Genomic DNA, 16,676 nt, shown 5'->3' with positions numbered 1-16,676 from the left:
CGGGGCCGACAGGCATAAACCCGAACAACCACAGCAACAACACATGGGATCACGATGCGCCTGTCCTCGCTTTTGATGATTGTCGGAACTTTCGCCGTGGCGGCGGTGCTGTCTCTGGTGGCGGCCAATCTGTCGGTGCAATTGATCGAGGACAGCTCGGAAATCGGGGTGCGCGACGCGCTGGACGAAGAAGGCATGACATGGGCCGAGGTACAGGCCGATGGGCTGCAAGTGACATTGGCCGGGATCGCACCCACCGAAGCAGTGCGCTTTGCAGCACTGTCCACAGCAGGCACCGTCGTTGATGCGGCGCGGGTCATTGACGACATGCAGGTCGAAGCGGCAGCCGCCATCGCCCCCCCACGGTTTTCGGCTGAAATCCTGCGCAACGACGCGGGCCTGTCAATCATCGGGCTGATCCCCGCGGAAACCGACCGGGACGAGGTGCTCGACCGGGTACGCGCGATCAGTGGACAACTCCCCGTAACCGACCTGATCGAACAGGCGGACTATCCGACGCCCGACGGGTGGAATGACGCGCTTGGCTTTGCATTGACCGCGATGGAACGACTGCCGCGCGCCAAGGTGTCCGTGTCCGCAGGGCGGGTCGCAATAAATGCGATCACCGACAGTGCAGAAGAAAAGACACGGCTGGAATCGCAAATGCGACGCGCAACACCTCCGGGGTTACGGGTCTCGCTGAATGTCGCGGCCCCCCGACCCGTGATCACACCGTTCACGCTGCGGCTGGTCAAGGACACCGAAGGAACCCGGTTTGACGCATGTTCGGCGGACACGATGGCAAGCCGAACCCAGATTATGAATGCAGCCCTTGCCGCTGGATTGACCGGGCCGGGTGACTGCATGGTGGGCATGGGAGTGCCCAGTCCCAGATGGGCGCAAGCGGTGGAACAAGCCATCACAGCACTCGCAGAACTTGGCGCGGGCACGGTCACATTCTCGGATGCCGATATCACGCTGGTCGCAGCCGAAGGCACAGAGCAGGCGGATTTCGACCGGATCGTGGGGGAGTTGGAAAATGACCTGCCCGAAGTGTTTGCCCTTTATGCCAAGCTGCCCGAGACGGTGGACCCCAATCAGGGCCCCCAGGAATTTGTGGCCACGCTCAGCCCCGAAGGACAGGTGCAACTGCGCGGACGGCTTTCGGACGAAAATCTGCGCAATGTGGCGGACAGCTATGCGCGGGCAGCCTTTGGATCGGATGCGGTCTACATGGCGACGCGGCTTGTCGACAACCTGCCCAATACGTGGCCCGTGCGGGTTCTGACGGGGCTTGAGGCGCTGTCGCAACTGTCAAACGGCGCGGTCACGGTCACCCCGGAAACGGTGGTGGTGTCAGGCAACACCGGCAACCCGCAAGCCTCGACGAATATTGCATCGCTGCTCGCCACGAAACTCGGAGAGGCACAGGAATTCGACATTCGGGTGACATATCAGGAAAAGCTGGACCCGGTTGCCGCACTTCCCACACCCGACGAATGCGAGGCCGAAATATCAAACATCCTGACGACCTCGAAAATCACATTCGAGCCCAGCAGTGCGACGATCGATGCAAGTGCCTTGGGTACGATGGATGATATCGCCGAGTTGCTGCAACAATGCGGCGATATCAAACTGGAAATTCAGGGGCATACCGACAGCCAGGGACGCGAGGAAATGAACGCAAGCCTCAGCCAGGCGCGCGCCCAGTCGGTGCTGAACGAATTGCGGGCACGCCGGGTGCTGACCTCAACCTACACCGCCAAGGGATACGGCGAAAGCAACCCCATCGCGGACAACGACACCGAAGAAGGGCGCGAGGCCAACCGGCGGATCGAATTCAAACTGATCCGGCCTGCCCCATCTGCCCCGGAAGGTGAAACAACGCTGGAAACCCTCGCCGGTTCAGGCGATACAGACAGCGAAGCTGCGGCCGAAACCGAAGGATCCGACGATGAGCAGAACTGAGTTTGTCATTGCGACAGCCATCATTCTCTTCATTGCGTTCTGTCTGGGCTGGTTCGCAAACTGGCTGATCCACCGCTTTACGCGGGTTGCAGCGGGCGATGTGGCCGAGCTCGACCGGATGAGTCAGGAACTGCACGAGGCCGAAGAAACCCGCGATCAGGCGATCACATATCTGCAACAACGCGAAGCGGAACTGACCAACCAACTGGCTCAGACCGAGGCGGAACTGCGCGCAGCCATGGATGGCCTGCGCGATGCGCGCCATGAAACCGAAGAACTACGCGCCTGGATCGACCGGCAACACGCAGGCTGAGACGGGCGGACGACACGTCCGCCTTACGACTCCGCCCCTTCTTTTGACCAAAAATACCGCGGGGGAGTCGCGCCAGCGACGGGGGCAGCGCCCCCTGAACATCGTGTCGCCCGCAAGGGCGTCCTTCGGATCACCAGCGCTTCAAGGCATCCTCATCCGTATCTTTGGCCGCAACCCACGTCGCCCCCGCCCGCGTGATTTCGCGCTTCCAAAACGGCGCGCGGGATTTGAGGTAATCCATAAGATACTCCGCCGCCTCGAACGCATCCTTCCGGTGCGGGGCCGCGGTCGCCACCATCATAATCATCTCACCGGGGGCCAGACGGCCATGGCGATGAATGATCAGCGCGTCTTCGAGCATCCAGCGCGCACAAGCCTCGGCAGCAATGTCGCTTAGGGCGGCTTCGGTCATGCCGGGATAGTGCTCGATCTCCATCGCCTCAAGCCCCTGCGCCACATCACGCACGATACCTGTGAAGGTGACCACAGCTCCCGATGCCGCACAGCGTGCCACAAACCCCGCGCTCTCGGCACCAAGGTCAAAAGTGGCCTCCTGCACACGCACATCCATGGCGCTACCCTCCGGTCATGGGCGGAAAGAACGCCACTTCGCGCACGCCCGCCAAAGGCGCATCAAAATCGCTCAGGGTCTGATCGACGGCAACACGCAATGCACTGAGGTCAGCAAAGGCTGCCGCATAACGGTCCTCACGGCCGCACAATTCAGTGACCAGATCCGCGACCGTCGCAGCCTCGGTTTCTATCTCTTCGCGAGGCAGTCCGATACGCTCGCGTACCCATGCAAAGTACAAAACATTCATCGCACTTATCCTTTCAGATAGGGGGTCGCCTTGCGGAAGTAATCCCACCCGGTGATCAGGGTCAGCGCCGCCGCGATCCAGAGCAGCCACAGCCCGATCCGGCCCGACCATTCGGCCCCGCTCAGCTTCCAGCGCAGGCCCAGCAAATCCGGTTCGTCCCCGTTGAGAATGGCCGACACCATCTCATTGTCCATGCCCCAGATCGACATCCCGAAGTAATGTTCAAAAACCCCTTGGGAAAACAGAACCGCAATGGCGACCATCTGCAACGTGGTCTTCCACTTGGCCAGCGCCGTCACCTTGAGCGTGCCTGCGGTGTCGCCAAGAAACTCGCGCAAGCCGGACACAAAAACCTCACGGAACAGGATCATGGTCGCAGGCAACACAAGCCACGGCGACCAGGACGAAAACCCGACAATGACCATCAGCGCAATCACCACCATCGCCTTGTCCGCAATGGGGTCAAGCATGGTGCCCAGTTTCGTCTGCTGCCCCCACGCGCGGGCGAGATAGCCGTCGAACCAGTCTGTGATGGCCGCGCCCACAAATAACACAACCGCAAACAGATCCGCATAGGGGCGCGTGAAATACAGGAACATCACAGCCACCAAAGGGGCTGCCAACAAGCGCAGAACAGTCAGAAGGTTGGGAACATTCCAGATCATACCGCCCTCTTTAGCCTACGCATCGCAGGGCCGGAAGGGGGCGCACGCAGACGTGCGCCTTACCCCTTTCGCCTCGTGCATCATGTGTCGTGAAAGAAGTCATAGACCTTCTGGGCCAACCCCTCGGATACCCCTTCGACTGCCTTGAGGTCTGCCAGATTGGCGCGCCCCACCGCCTTGGCCGACCCGAAATGCGCCAGCAATGCGCGTTTGCGCGCCGCCCCCACCCCCGCGATATCATCCAGCGGGTTCTTCATATTGGACTTGGCGCGTTTGGCGCGGTGGGTGCCGATGGCAAAGCGGTGCGCCTCGTCCCGCATCCGCTGCACGAAATACAGCACCGGATCGTTGTGGCGCAGTGCAAAGGGGCGCTTGCCCATGCGATGGAATTCTTCCTTGCCCGCGTCCCGGTCCACGCCCTTGGCAACACCCACCATCGGAATGTCCTCGACCCCGTGTTCGGCCATGATCTGGGCCACCGCGCTCACCTGCCCCGCCCCGCCGTCGATCAGCAACAAGTCGGGCCACATGCCCTTTTCGCGATCCGGGTCCTCGGTCTGCAACCGCTTGAAGCGGCGGTGCAGCACCTCTTTCATCATGCCAAAGTCATCACCGGGCACCAGATCGTCACCCTTGATATTGAACTTGCGATAGCTGTTTTTCACGAAACCTTCGGGGCCGGCCACGATCATGGCCCCTACAGCGTTCGTGCCCTGAATATGGCTGTTGTCATAGACCTCGATCCGGGCGGGGGGTTCGGGCAGATCAAAGGCGTCGGCCAACCCACGCAGCAATTTGGTCTGGGTCGCGGTCTCGGACATCTTGCGGGCCAGACTTTCACGGGCATTGCGCAGGGCGCTGTCGACAAGTTCGGCCTTTTCGCCGCGTTTGGGCACCAGCAATTCGACCTTGCGCCCCAGCTTGCCCGTCAGCGCCTCGGCCATCAGGTCGGGGTTTTCAATTTCATTGGACAGGATGAGTTGGCGGGGCGGTTCCTTGGTGTCGTAGAACTGCCCCAGGAACGCCTCAAGCACCTCGGTCGCATCCACATCCGCACCCACGCGGGGATAGAAATCCTGATTGCCCCAGTTCTGACCCGCACGGATGAAAAACACCTGCACGCAGGCCTGTCCCTGTTCCAGATGCAGGGCCACGATGTCGGCCTCGTCCACGTTGCGCGGGTTGATGCCTTGGGCGGACTGCACCTGGGTCATGGCACGGATACGGTCGCGCAGGGCGGCGGCGCGTTCGAACTCCATCGCCTCGGAGGCTTCAGCCATCTGCCCGGCAAGCTTGGCCTGAATATCCGTGCTGCGCCCCGACAAAAAGCGTTCCGCATCCTTCACCGATTGCGCGTAATCCGCTTCGGAGATCAGGCCGACACAAGGGGCCGAACACCGCTTGATCTGGTGCAACAGGCAGGGGCGTGTCCGGCTTTGGAACATTGAATCAGTGCAGTTGCGCAGCAGGAACACTTTTTGCAGCTGGTTGAGGGTGCGGTTCACCGCGCCCGCGCTGGCGAAGGGGCCGTAATATGCCCCCTTTTCCTTTTTGGCACCGCGATGTTTCTTGATCTGCGCAAAGGAATGGTCGCCCGTGACCAAGATATTTGGAAAGGATTTGTCGTCGCGCAACAGCACGTTGAACTTGGGCTTGAGCTGCTTGATAAGGTTCTGTTCCAGCAACAGCGCCTCGGTCTCGGTCCGGGTGGTCAGGAACATCATCGACGCGGTCATCGAAATCATCCGCGCAATCCGCCCCGAATGCTGCGGCGAAGGGCGTGCATAATTCGACACCCGCGCGCGCAGGTTGCGCGCCTTGCCAACGTACAAAACCCGGCTTTCGCGGTCGAGCATACGGTAGACGCCGGGCGAGGAATCCAGCGTCTTGAGATAGGCATGAATAACCGCGTGGCCGGTTGGCACGGGTTGCTCATCCTGAGGGAGAGTATGATCTGAGTCGTTCGCCATTCGATTCGTATTTTTCGCTGTTGGGCTGCACTGTATCAAAGGTGGGATCAAGCAATCTTGCATCCACCGATCCTGTGGGTAAGTCTGCAGATAACTCAAAAGTGGGGAGGATTTTTCCTTGTTTTTTGGACCCTTCTCTCGGATGCCTAATTTTTAGGCAGTTACTCAACCCATTGAAAAATAAAGACCTTTATTTTTGCCAACCGCAAGTATTTGAAAAGTCTCAGATTTTTTTAACATTTTTGTAACAGAGATTAACGCGGTGCAAAACTTACTTGGGGTCATCCTGCCGGTCTGCTTTGGCACCTCTATTCGACCCCTACAACGTCCGGTGTTTCCCATGCCAGATGTTGCCCTCCATCTACGCACAGCAATTGCCCCGAGATGGCAGGAGAGTCGAGGAAATAGCCCAGGGCCGCGACGATGTCGTCTGGGTTTGATCCGCGTTCCAGCAATGTTGCAGCGCGTTGTTTGGCGAAGTGCTCCGCGCTTTGCCGCCCCCCTTGCAGGGTGGGTCCGGGGCCGATGGCATTGACCCGGATCACAGGGGCCAGTGCGCGCGCACTTGTTTGGGTCAACGCCCACAGCCCCATCTTGGCCAGCGTGTAGGTCATAAATTCGGGCGTCAGCTTGCGCACCCGCTGATCGACCATGTTGAGTATAAGGCCCGCGGCCACAGGTTCGTCCATGTCGTCGCGCGCAGGCTCAAGCCCCTGGGCTGCCATGGCCTGCGTCAGTACGAAGGGCGCGCGCAGATTACTGTCCATGTGGCGGTCCCAGCTGTCGCGGGTCGCTGATGTGATGTCGTCATATTCAAAGATCGAGGCGTTGTTGACCAGACAGGTGATCGGCCCGCCCAACGCCTCAACCGCGCGGCCAAACAAGGCTCCTGTTGCGTCCTCATCCAGCAGGTCCGCATGGAGCGCGACGCCGCGCTGCCCCTCGGCCTCGATCTGTACAACGGTTTCCAGCGCACCTTTGTCGGAACTCGCGTAATGCACCGCCACGTCATATCCGCGTTTGGCCAGATAGACCGCCATGGCCTGGCCCAATCGGTGCCCTGCCCCTGTCACAAGCGCGCGCTTCATCGCCCTCTCCTTTGTCTTGGGTTGTCAGCTTAGTACAACAGCCAGATAGGCCACATAAAGCGCGGTCAAGATCACGCCCCAGATCCGCGTGATATCCCGGCGCATGTAGACGAAGGGCACCAGCAGGATCGACGCGGCCAGCATCACCCACAGATCGAAGCGCAGGAACGCCTGATCAACCGGGATCGGCCCCACAAGGCTCGCAATGCCAATGATGGCGAGCAGGTTGAACATGTTCGACCCGATCACATTGCCAAGCGCCACATCTGCCTGACGGCGCAGGGCCGCCATGACCGTGGTCGCAAGTTCGGGCAGCGAGGTGCCAATGGCCACCAGCGTGAGGCCGATGACCGTGTCGCTGACACCGTACATCTTGGCGATGATGGTGGCGTTGTCGACCAGCAGGCTGGCCCCGAGCGGCAGACCAATAAGCCCAAGGATCAGGAACACCGCAATGCGCCAACCGGGCAGGTCGGGGTCAACGCCTTCGATCTCTTCGTCCACATCAGGGGTGGCCGCATCCGCGTCGCGGTGGCCTTTCGCCTCCATCGCCTGATCAAAGAGCACAAAGGCCAACGCACCCAGCAGAACGATGGCGGCAACCCAGTCAAACGTGCCACGAAAAGCCAGGGCGATGAACAGGATCGACGCCGCAATCATGTAGTTGAACGTCTTTTTGGTGTCGCATTCAGAGGTGTGCATGGTCGCAAGCAACGCCGGAATGCCCAGGACCAGCAGAATATTAGCCGTGTTGGAGCCCACCACATTGCCCATGGCAAGGCCCGGCGCATCATCAAGGATCGCCTCGACCGCGATCAACAGTTCAGGCGCAGAGGTCCCAAAGGCAACGATGGTCAGGCTGACAATCAGGGCCGGCACCCCGAGGCGCAGCGACAGGTTCACCGCCCCTTTGACCAGCGAGTCCCCCGCAAGCAGCAGGATCACCAGACCCAACCCGCTCAGGCTCCATGGCATCAGCTCGGCCATCAGGATTTGCCCCGCCCGCAGGCGCATGGCCCCTTGCCGATGCGATAGCGACCGCAATCACACTTGGCCTTGCTCAGCCGTTTGCCGCCGATCCAGTGCAGTTTGCCGAACATGGCAAGCACACCGATAAAGACCAGAAACAGAACGACGATCTTTGAGAGCATCAGTTACAGTCCAAACTGGGCGTAGGCTGCCCGCTCTTCGATGGAATTGATCGTATCGTCAATCACTTGTGCGCCGAACCGTGACAGGAAAGGACGGCGAACACCATAGCGACGTAGCTTGACCTTGTCGCCAAAGCGCGCCCTGAGCATCGGCTTGAGGTGGCCGATCCCGTCGATCAGCCCCAGTTTCTGCGCTTTGGCCGCCAGCCACACCTCGCCCGTGAACAACTCGGCCTCTGCGTCCAGCTTGCCTGCGCGGCGGGTTTGGACGTGGTCGATAAAGTTGGTGTGGATATCGTCAAGCAGCCCTTTCAGGCGCGCCACATCTTCGGGTTTCTCGGGGCGGAACGGGTCCAGCATCGATTTGGATTTCCCGGCCGTGTACACCCGCCGCTCAACCCCTTGCTTGGCCATGAACTCATGTGCGCCAAACCCTGCTGAAATCACCCCGATAGAGCCCACAACCGAACTTGGATCGGCATAAATCTCGTCTGCGGCCACCGCCAGCCAGTAGCCACCGGATGCGGCCACATCCTCGACAAAGGCGATGACGGGAAGGTCCTTTTCCTCGGCCAGCTGCCGGATGCGCGCGCCAATCAGCGAGGATTGCACAGGGCTGCCACCGGGCGAATTGACCTCAAGCGCGACGGCGACGGGTTTACCCTTGGTAAATGCCTTTTCGATCACCGACGCGAGGGCCTGATCGTTCAGCGTGCCACGTGTGCCGCCTGCGATGACCCCTTGCAGCCGGATAACGGCCACCTGCGGGTCAGACTTCAAAAATGGGATAAAACGTTTCATCTCAGCCCATGTAGAATGCGACCATCACCCAAACAAGGTCGCGCGCCCAATCAGTTGTGTGCCGACACGTCATTGCCGGATGCGCCACCCGGTTTTGAAAATCCACCACACAGCCCCCAGACACAGCCCGGTAAAGCCTGCAATCGCCAGCAGTGACATCCCGATGTGCACATCCGCCACCCCGAAAAAGGCCCACCGAAATCCCGAGATCAGGTAAACGACCGGATTGAACATCGAAATGGTCTGCCACACTGGCGGCAGCATCGAGATCGAATAGAATGAGCCCCCAAGGAACACGAGCGGGGTCACGATCAGCAAGGGCACCAGTTGCAACTGTTCAAAATTGCCCGCCCAGATGCCGATGATAAACCCGAACAGGGCGAAACTGACGCAGGTCAACACAAGAAACAGCACCATCGCCAAGGGGTTTTGGATCTGAATATCCACAAAGAAGAACGAGGTGATCAGGATGATGATCCCGATGAACATCGCCTTGGTGGCGGCTGCGCCCACATAGCCCATGACGATTTCAAGGAAGTTGATCGGGGCCGACAGCAATTCATAGATCGTACCGATGAATTTCGGGAAATATATCCCGAAAGAGGCATTAGAAATGGCTTGGGTCATCACCGTCAGCATGATCAACCCCGGCACGATGAACGCGCCATAGCTGACGCCCTCGACCTCGTCGATACGGCTGCCGATGGCGGCCCCGAACACCACGAAATAAAGCGATGTGGACAGCACCGGCGAGATGAGGGACTGTGCAATTGTACGGAAAAAACGTGCCATTTCAAAGACGTAAATGGCACTGATTGCGGACCAATTCATGCGCTGCCCTCCGGTTCTTTGACGAGGGAGACGAAAATATCCTCAAGGCTCGATTGCCGTGTCACCACATCACGCAGTTGCAATCCGACCCCCGCCACATCCGTAAGCAGCTTGGTGATGCCTGTGCGCTCGCTTTTGGTGTCGTAGCTGTAGATCAGCGTCCAGCCCTCGTCACCAAGTGTCAGATCATAGCCACCAAGTGCTTCGGGCACCGCGTCCAGTTGCGTGGTCAGTTGGACGTTCAGTTGTTTTTGGCCCATGCGCGCCATCAGCTTGTCCTTGTCCTCGACCAGCAGGATTTCGCCCTTGTTGATCACACCCACACGATCGGCGATGGCTTCGGCCTCTTCGATGTAGTGCGTCGTCAGGATCGTGGTCACACCGTCCGCCCGCAGGCCCTCGACGATTTCCCACATATCCTTGCGCAACTCGACGTCGACACCGGCGGTGGGTTCATCCAGAAACAGCACGCGCGGCTCGTGCGCCAGCGCCTTGGCGATCAGCACCCGGCGTTTCATACCACCCGAGAGCGCACGGATCTGGCTGTCGCGTTTGTCCCAAAGTGACAGGCGTCTCAGAATATCCTCAACAGCGGCATCCTTGCGCCCCTTGCCGAACAGCCCCCGCGAAAAGCGCACCGTGTTGATGACCCTTTCAAAGGGTTCAAGCGCGATTTCCTGCGGGACAAGCCCGATCAGACTACGAGCCTGACGGAAATCACGCAGAATGTCGAATCCGGCAACCGTGACAGACCCTGATGTGGGCATTGTGATCCCGCACACGGTCGAAATCAGCGTCGTTTTGCCCGCCCCATTGGGGCCAAGCAGTGCAATGATCTCGCCCTCGTCAATCTCAAGCGATACGCCCTTGAGCGCCTCAAAACCGCCATCATAAGCTTTGCGCAGGTCTTTGATACTCAGAATGGTTGGCATGCCGTCTCCGCTTCAGGGTGGTGGCAGGGAAGTAGCGCGCAGGCGCAGCCCATGCCAGCGCACAAGCGCACAACGCGCTGTGCAGGTGATCTAGTCCTTGCCCGTCAGTCGTCCCAGCCACCCCTTTTTGGCTTCGCCCTCGGGCGGGGCTTCATCCTCAATCGGTGCACTTGGCCCTTCAAGGGTCTCCTGCAGGTTCGAGAAAAACTGATCAGCCATCTTTTTGGCAAAACCGTCGATGATCCGGCTGCCCAATTGGGCCAGCTTGCCGCCCACCTTCGCCTCAACGTCATAGGACAGTTCAGTGTCGCCATCCACGCCTGTCATGCGCACCTCGGCACCGCCCTTGGCAAAGCCTGCGGCCCCGCCCTTGCCCTCGCCCGTGATTGTCAGGCTTTCGTTTTCGACCATATCGGACAGGGTCACCTGCCCTTTGAACGTCGCCTTTACGGGGCCGACCTTTTGGGTCACCGACGCCTCGAACCCGCCCTCGGGGCTGCCTGTGACTTCGGTGGCACCCGGCACGCAGGATTTCAACACATCCGGGTTGAGCAACGCGGCATAGACCTCGGCAGGTGGGGCGGCGATCTGGCGGGTGTCGGACATCTTCATTGCGCAAGGCTCCATTCGTCAGGACTTGGGACCCTAATATCGCAGGTCTCGCACTTTGCCTATCCGCGATTAGACCCACATCGCACGTGACATATGGGCGGACCGTGATAGGGCTGAGCCCATGAGCGAGACACGTCAAAACATCGCCGGGCTGGCGATCGCGGTTGTGCTGGTCGGAGTGTTTTGCATTTCGATCAACGATCTGCTGATCAAGCAACTCTCGGGCGGCTACCCCTTGCATCAGATCGTCTTTGCCCGTTCTAGCATAGGTATCCTGTTCACCCTGCTGATCGTGCAATACGAGGGCGGATGGAGCATTCTGCACACCGCGAACCCCTTACTGCACACGGTGCGCGGGGTGTTGATCGTGATTGCGAACATGACCTTTTTTCTGGCGCTGGCCGTGCTGCCATTGGCGGACGCAACCGCACTGTTTTTTGCGGCCCCTTTGTTCATCACGCTGCTGTCAATCCCGGTTTTGGGCGAACGGGTTGGTCCCCTGCGTCTTGGGGCCGTCGCGGTCGGCTTTTCAGGGGTTATCATCATGCAGCGCCCATGGGCGGATGCAGGCACGCTGGATGTCAATCGTTGGGTGCTCATGTTGCCGGTTGTCGCCGCCCTCACCTATGCCCTGAACCAGCTTTTGACCCGCAAACTGGGGGTCAACAGCAAGGCCAGCGCCATGGCCGTCTATATTCAGGCGACGTTCATTCTGGTCTCGGTTGCGTTCTATCTGGTCGCCGGAGACGGGCGATATGCGCAAGGGGCTGCAAACCCGTCGCTGGTCTTTTTGCTGCGCGCATGGGTGTGGCCTGCCGATGCAGACCTTTGGGTGCTGGTGGGTTTGGGGTTCAATTCCGCAATCATCGGCTATTGCCTCAGCCAGGCCTATCGGTTGGCAGATGCGGCCACAGTCGCGCCGTTCGAATATGTGGGCCTGCCGCTGGCCGTGTTCTGGGGCTTTGTCGTCTTTGGCGATCTACCGGTGGTCGAGGTCTGGGTCGGCATCGCCCTCATCCTCGCCTCGGGCCTGTTCGTGTTCCTGCGCGAGCGTCAAAAAGCGCGCATTGTGGCACGCACCAAGATCAAGGCACGGTACTAGCCGTCGATCTCGATCTCGATCACGACTTTGCCTGTTGCCTTGCGGGTACGCAGCAAATCCAGCCCCTCATTGGCTTGGGCAAGCGGCAGAACATGGCTGACATGGGGGCTGAGCCGCCCCTGCTCATACCATGTGAACAACTCTGCAAAGCTGTCCGTCAGGACCGAGGGGTTGACCCGTGTGTAGCCGCCCCAATAGTAGCCAATCACGGTGAGGTTCTTGACCAGCAGGATATTGGCCGGGATTTGCGGCACCGTACCGCTTGCAAACCCAAGCGGCAGCAACCGCGCCTCGGGGTTGCAGGCGCGCAAGGCCGCCATGAACAGATCGCCCCCCACGGGGTCATAGACCACGTCCGCCCCACCAAGCGCCTTGACGTCGGCGCGCAGATCGCAGGTTTCACTGTCCAGCAGATGATCCGCCCCTGCCGCGCGCGCAATCTCAAGCTTCTCCGCCCCGCGCGCCACCGCGATCACCTCCGCCCCCATCAGCTTGCCCAATTCCACCGCCGTCAGGCCCACACCGCCCGATGCGCCCAGTACCAACAGGCGCTCGCCTTTGCGCAAGCCCGCCTTGTATCCCAGCCCCACATGGCTGGTGCCATAGGCGATCAGAAAGGCCGCCGCGTCACGGGCCGTCATCGCATCCGGGATCGGCACGCAGATATCAGCAGCCAGGGTCGCATATTCGGCCAGCCCCCCAAAACCGGAATAGGCCGCGATACGCTGGCCCACGGACAGGTGGGTAACGTCCGCACCCACCGCCTCGATGGTGCCGCACATCTCCATCCCCAATGTCGCTGGCAGGGGCGGTTTTTCCTGATAGGTGCCTTTGACAATCAACGTGTCGCCAAAGTTCAGCCCGCAGGTGTGGATGCGCACCAACACCTCGTTCGCATCTGGCGCGGGCGTCGGCACATCACGCATCTCAAGGGGTTGGCCCAGTTCGGTCACTTGCATGGCGCGCATTTGCGATATCTCCGCGAGTTCGGGGGGCCTAGTCCTCGCCACGCCCCATGGTCCAAACCACATAGCTGATCTGCACAGCCCCAAACAACAAGCCGTTAAAGAACCACAGAATAAAGAGCAGCAGGAACGCATCGCCACTGTATGCGGCATGACTGGCAAGGCCCATCACATCCCACACCCACAGGATCGCGACAAAGATCGCGGCCAGGGCAAAGCCTACAGCAGTGCCGCCCAGCAGCAGTCGGATCAGGGGGTTGGGTCCGGGGTCGCTCATGCCGTGAAAGATAGCCGCGCCGCCGCCGAAGTCGAAGTCGACCATCCTAGAGCGGCAATTCGGTGGTGCACTTGATATCATCCATCACGAAACTGGCTGAAATATCCGACACCGGCACCCGTGCGATCAGACGTTGATAGAATTTGTCATAGGCGGCTACGCAAGCCACGCGGACCTGCAAGATATAATCCAGATCGCCCGACATCCGGTGTGCCCCGATGATTTCAGGCAAGGTCTGGACCGCATTGTCAAACAGGGTCAGCCATTCCGCGTCATGCCGGTTGGTGCGCACGAGCACGAAGACCGTCAGGTCAAGTCCCACCGCCTCGGGGGTCACCAAAGCCACGCGACGGGCAATGATCTTCTTTTCCTCAAGCGTCTTGATCCGCCGCCAACAGGCATTGCGCGACAGGTGCACCCGCTCGGCAACGGCATCCACGCTGAGACTCGCATCGCGCTGCAAGACCCGCAGAATGCGACGGTCTATTTCATCCATTTTTCTATTCATCTCTGGGATATTATCCCGACTTTTCCACAATCATCAACGTCTTTGAGATTTCATTTGCAGCATTTCGCAAGACATTGGCATCACCCCATTCCCCAACTCAGGAGTTTCCCGATGTCCGCTCTTCCCCGTCCGCTCAGCCACGTGCGAGCCCTGTTCGTGGATCACCCCGCACAGGTCAACGAGAGTTACTGGGAACACGCCCGCTTTGCGCTCGGGTTCGCGGCGGCTCTGGCGCTGGCTGCGGGGGCGGCGCTGATCCACGCCATCGTACCGGCAGCTTTTCCATCCACCGCCGGTCAGATCATCCGGGATCTGCACCACCGGATTGAAAACCGCCACTGACGGGAATCAAAACGCCTCGGGGCGCGCCTCGCGGGCCATGTGGTCGAGCACGGCGTTGACGAAACTCGGCTCCTTCCCATCCGGAAAAAACGCGCGGGCCACATCGACATATTCGGTAATGACCACACGGGGGGGCGTGGATGTGTCCCGAAACTCGGCCCCCGCGGCGCGAAACAGCGCACGAATGGTCGGATCAATCCGCGCAATGGGCCATTTGGCGACCAAGGCCCGGTCCGTCATCTGGTCAATCGGTGCCTGATAGTTCACCGCGTCGTCCATCACACGGGCAAAGTGATCGGGATCACCTTCGGTCAGCTCATCACCCTCATAGGTCGCGCCAAAGCGGTGGTCCATGAACTCGACCTTGATCTGATCGACGGTCTGGGCGGACTGCTCCATCTGGAACAGGGCCTGCACCGCGTAAAGCCGCGCGGCAGACCGCATTTTTCGTTTCTGATTGCCCGAAAGGGTCATGCGGTGGTCGACCTCGTGTTGCCAGCCAGCTGATACTCGGAGGCCGGTTTGAACCCGACGCCCTTGCTCTGGCGGCCCCACTTACGGCTGAGCGCGATCAGGTGCAAGGCCGCAGCTGCTGCCCCGCCACCTTTGTTTTGCTTGGCGGGGTCCGCGCGCACTTCGGCCTGTTCAGTGTTTTCGACCGTCAGGATACCATTGCCGATGCACAAGCCTTGCAGGCCCAGCAATTGCAGCGCGCGGCTGCTGTCATTGCAAACGGTTTCGTAATGCGTCGTCTCACCGCGAATGACGCAGCCCAAAGCCACATAACCGTCGAAATTCGACATCCGTTCGGAGATGCCAATGGCCGTCGGAATTTCCAGTGCACCGGGCATCTCGATCAAATCCCATGTGGCCCCTGCGGCCTCAAGCTCGGCCTTGGCCCCCTCGACCATATGGGCCGCAATCTGCTTGTAATAGGGTGAGACCACGATGAGTACTTTCACAGGCTCATCAAAACTGGGGCGGTCCAGAACGTGATGTTCGATTGAGGCCATTTATCCGTCTCCGAGGATGGGCCGGGTGCCCACGATTTCAAGGTCATAGGCGTCGATGCCCATATAGGTCGTGGGCGGACTGTCGGTCAGCAGGATCAGGCGGGTGAGGCCCATATTGCTGAGCATCTGCGCGCCAAGCCCGGTGTTCTTGATGATGCGCGGGCCTGCTTCCTCTTCGGAAAACAGGGCCTTGCGCGGTTCGCGGAACAGGCAGACAACACCGCGCCCCTCGTCGGCGATGATCTCCATCGCGCGGGGCAATTCACCCACAGGCTTGTCCGACAGGCCCAGAATATCCGTCACTTCCGTCAACGCGTGGGTGCGTACCAACACAGGTTCATCCGTGCTCAGATCGCCCTTGGACAGGGTCACATGTTCGATCCCATGGGTCTGGTCGGTGAACACGCGCATCAGCCACTCACCGCCATGTTGCGAGGTGACGGTGCGTCTGTCGGTTTCGACCACCAGATTGTCGTGGCGCCGACGATAGGAAATCAGATCGCTGATCGTCCCGATCTTGAGGGCGTGGCGCGTGGCATAGTCCACCAGATCCGGCAGACGGGCCATGCTGCCGTCCTCTTTCATAATCTCGCAGATCACGGAACTGGGATAATGACCGGCTAATCGGGCGACATCGCATCCGGCCTCTGTATGTCCGGCGCGCACCAGCACGCCGCCTTGACGGGCACGCAGCGGAAAGACATGCCCCGGCGTGGCCAGATCGGCGGATGTCGCCTGCGGGTTCACCAGCGTCGAAATCGTCAACGCGCGATCTCCGGCGGAAATGCCGGTGCTGACCCCCTCGCGGGCCTCGACCGACACGGTAAACGCGGTTTCATGGCGCGACGAGTTGTGCATCGCCATCATCGGCAGGCCCAACGCGTCAATCCGGTCGGACGGCAAGGTCACACAGATCAGGCCACGCCCATGGGTGGCCATGAAATTCACCGCCTCGGGGGTGGCAAAATTGGCCGGAATGACAAGATCGCCCTCGTTTTCGCGGTCCTCGTGATCGACCAGAATAAACATCTGACCTGCGCGGGCGGCCTCGATGATCTCTTCGATCGGCGAAATCGCAGAGGCCAAATCCGTTTCGACCGGTCCGGGGGTTTCAAAGCTCATGGATCACCTGTGGCAGCATCTCATCCGCGACATAAAGGATGCAGGATCAGAGTTCCAGAGAAACGGCGCGCACAGAGCCTGCGCCCTTGCGTCTTGTTCCAAAAACTGCTGCCGGAAAACCGTTCCGCAGGTCAGGCAAGCTGATCATGTTACACGCAACAGCGGCCACGGGCGCGATAAGAACATTCAGGCCGC

20 protein-coding genes and 1 pseudogene are annotated in these 16,676 nt (G+C 60.0%); 4 read left to right on the top strand and 17 right to left on the bottom strand.

What is annotated here, in order from left to right:
• Positions 1-54: 54 nt before the first annotated feature.
• Positions 55-1,968 (top strand): OmpA family protein, encoded by a 1,914-nt coding sequence (locus Q0859_RS13340; protein WP_299151921.1) that lies wholly within the window; start codon positions 55-57, stop codon positions 1,966-1,968.
• Positions 1,955-2,281: a hypothetical protein gene (locus tag Q0859_RS13335; protein ID WP_299151920.1), complete on the top strand. Its 327-nt coding sequence runs from the start codon at positions 1,955-1,957 to the stop codon at positions 2,279-2,281. The genes Q0859_RS13340 and Q0859_RS13335 overlap by 14 nt, the downstream gene beginning before the upstream one ends.
• 130 nt (positions 2,282-2,411) lie before the next feature.
• Here the strand turns inward: Q0859_RS13335 and Q0859_RS13330 are convergent, their stop codons facing one another.
• From Q0859_RS13330 to Q0859_RS13280, 11 genes and pseudogenes are all read right to left on the bottom strand, one after another.
• Positions 2,412-2,852: a molybdenum cofactor biosynthesis protein MoaE gene (locus tag Q0859_RS13330; RefSeq protein WP_299151919.1), complete on the bottom strand. Its 441-nt coding sequence runs from the start codon at positions 2,850-2,852 to the stop codon at positions 2,412-2,414.
• A gap of 4 nt (positions 2,853-2,856) precedes the next feature.
• Entirely contained in the window at positions 2,857-3,102 is a 246-nt protein-coding gene (gene moaD, locus Q0859_RS13325; RefSeq protein WP_299151918.1) for a molybdopterin converting factor subunit 1, read from the bottom strand.
• Between the two features lie 5 nt (positions 3,103-3,107).
• Positions 3,108-3,767 carry a CDP-diacylglycerol--glycerol-3-phosphate 3-phosphatidyltransferase gene (gene pgsA, locus Q0859_RS13320; RefSeq protein ID WP_299151917.1) on the bottom strand — a complete coding sequence of 220 codons (660 nt, stop codon included), beginning with the start codon at positions 3,765-3,767 and terminating at the stop codon, positions 3,108-3,110.
• 80 nt (positions 3,768-3,847) lie between these two features.
• A complete protein-coding gene (gene uvrC, locus Q0859_RS13315; protein ID WP_299151914.1) occupies positions 3,848-5,692 on the bottom strand; it encodes an excinuclease ABC subunit UvrC in 1,845 nt (614 codons plus the stop codon).
• Between the two features lie 353 nt (positions 5,693-6,045).
• A pseudogene (locus tag Q0859_RS13310) lies at positions 6,046-6,831 on the bottom strand (SDR family oxidoreductase); the annotation flags it as partial.
• An 18-nt stretch (positions 6,832-6,849) separates the two neighbouring features.
• Positions 6,850-7,803 (bottom strand): calcium/sodium antiporter, encoded by a 954-nt coding sequence (locus Q0859_RS13305; protein WP_299152124.1) that lies wholly within the window; start codon positions 7,801-7,803, stop codon positions 6,850-6,852.
• 8 nt (positions 7,804-7,811) lie between these two features.
• On the bottom strand, positions 7,812-7,976 hold the full coding sequence (locus Q0859_RS13300; protein WP_299151912.1) for a hypothetical protein: 165 nt from the start codon (positions 7,974-7,976) through the stop codon (positions 7,812-7,814).
• 3 nt (positions 7,977-7,979) lie between these two features.
• Complete coding sequence (locus Q0859_RS13295) at positions 7,980-8,777, bottom strand: S49 family peptidase (protein ID WP_299151911.1); 798 nt, start codon at positions 8,775-8,777, stop codon at positions 7,980-7,982.
• Positions 8,778-8,846: 69 nt separating this feature from the next.
• Positions 8,847-9,608: an ABC transporter permease gene (locus Q0859_RS13290; RefSeq protein ID WP_299151910.1), complete on the bottom strand. Its 762-nt coding sequence runs from the start codon at positions 9,606-9,608 to the stop codon at positions 8,847-8,849.
• Positions 9,605-10,540 carry an ABC transporter ATP-binding protein gene (locus Q0859_RS13285; protein ID WP_299151907.1) on the bottom strand — a complete coding sequence of 312 codons (936 nt, stop codon included), beginning with the start codon at positions 10,538-10,540 and terminating at the stop codon, positions 9,605-9,607. Before Q0859_RS13285 ends, Q0859_RS13290 begins: the two co-directional genes overlap by 4 nt.
• Positions 10,541-10,630: 90 nt before the next feature.
• Positions 10,631-11,152: a carbon monoxide dehydrogenase subunit G gene (locus tag Q0859_RS13280; protein WP_299151906.1), complete on the bottom strand. Its 522-nt coding sequence runs from the start codon at positions 11,150-11,152 to the stop codon at positions 10,631-10,633.
• Positions 11,153-11,273: 121 nt separating this feature from the next.
• Between Q0859_RS13280 and Q0859_RS13275 the strand changes: the two genes are divergently transcribed.
• A complete protein-coding gene (locus Q0859_RS13275; protein WP_299151905.1) occupies positions 11,274-12,254 on the top strand; it encodes a DMT family transporter in 981 nt (326 codons plus the stop codon).
• Here the strand turns inward: Q0859_RS13275 and Q0859_RS13270 are convergent.
• The 3 genes from Q0859_RS13270 to Q0859_RS13260 are packed head-to-tail and all read right to left on the bottom strand — an operon-like array spanning position 12,251 to position 14,004.
• Entirely contained in the window at positions 12,251-13,222 is a 972-nt protein-coding gene (locus Q0859_RS13270; protein ID WP_299151904.1) for an NADPH:quinone oxidoreductase family protein, read from the bottom strand. The two genes, Q0859_RS13275 and Q0859_RS13270, sit on opposite strands and share 4 nt — an antisense overlap.
• 28 nt (positions 13,223-13,250) lie before the next feature.
• Entirely contained in the window at positions 13,251-13,541 is a 291-nt protein-coding gene (locus Q0859_RS13265; RefSeq protein WP_299151903.1) for a hypothetical protein, read from the bottom strand.
• A 1-nt stretch (position 13,542) separates the two neighbouring features.
• On the bottom strand, positions 13,543-14,004 hold the full coding sequence (locus Q0859_RS13260; RefSeq protein WP_299151900.1) for an Lrp/AsnC family transcriptional regulator: 462 nt from the start codon (positions 14,002-14,004) through the stop codon (positions 13,543-13,545).
• Between the two features lie 111 nt (positions 14,005-14,115).
• On the opposite strand from Q0859_RS13260, the gene Q0859_RS13255 reads away from it, so the two are divergent.
• Positions 14,116-14,346, top strand: coding sequence for a DUF6356 family protein (locus Q0859_RS13255; RefSeq protein WP_299151899.1), 231 nt, complete (start codon positions 14,116-14,118; stop codon positions 14,344-14,346).
• Positions 14,347-14,352: 6 nt separating this feature from the next.
• Here Q0859_RS13255 and nusB read toward each other — a convergent pair whose 3' ends face one another.
• From nusB to ribB, 3 genes are read right to left on the bottom strand one after another with little or no spacing between them, the layout of a single operon-like run.
• Positions 14,353-14,820, bottom strand: a complete 468-nt coding sequence (gene nusB / locus Q0859_RS13250; RefSeq protein WP_299151898.1) for a transcription antitermination factor NusB — start codon at positions 14,818-14,820, stop codon at positions 14,353-14,355.
• A complete protein-coding gene (locus Q0859_RS13245; RefSeq protein WP_299151896.1) occupies positions 14,817-15,359 on the bottom strand; it encodes a 6,7-dimethyl-8-ribityllumazine synthase in 543 nt (180 codons plus the stop codon). The genes nusB and Q0859_RS13245 overlap by 4 nt, the downstream gene beginning before the upstream one ends.
• Complete coding sequence (gene ribB / locus Q0859_RS13240) at positions 15,360-16,481, bottom strand: 3,4-dihydroxy-2-butanone-4-phosphate synthase (protein WP_299151894.1); 1,122 nt, start codon at positions 16,479-16,481, stop codon at positions 15,360-15,362.
• Between the last annotated feature and the right edge of the window lie 195 nt (positions 16,482-16,676).

The sequence above is a fragment of the uncultured Tateyamaria sp. genome (genome assembly GCF_947497045.1).
In the GTDB taxonomy this organism is placed as follows: Bacteria; Pseudomonadota; Alphaproteobacteria; order Rhodobacterales; family Rhodobacteraceae; genus Tateyamaria.
Note: the sequence above shows the minus strand (reverse complement) of the source record. Positions and strands in the feature narration are given on the sequence as shown.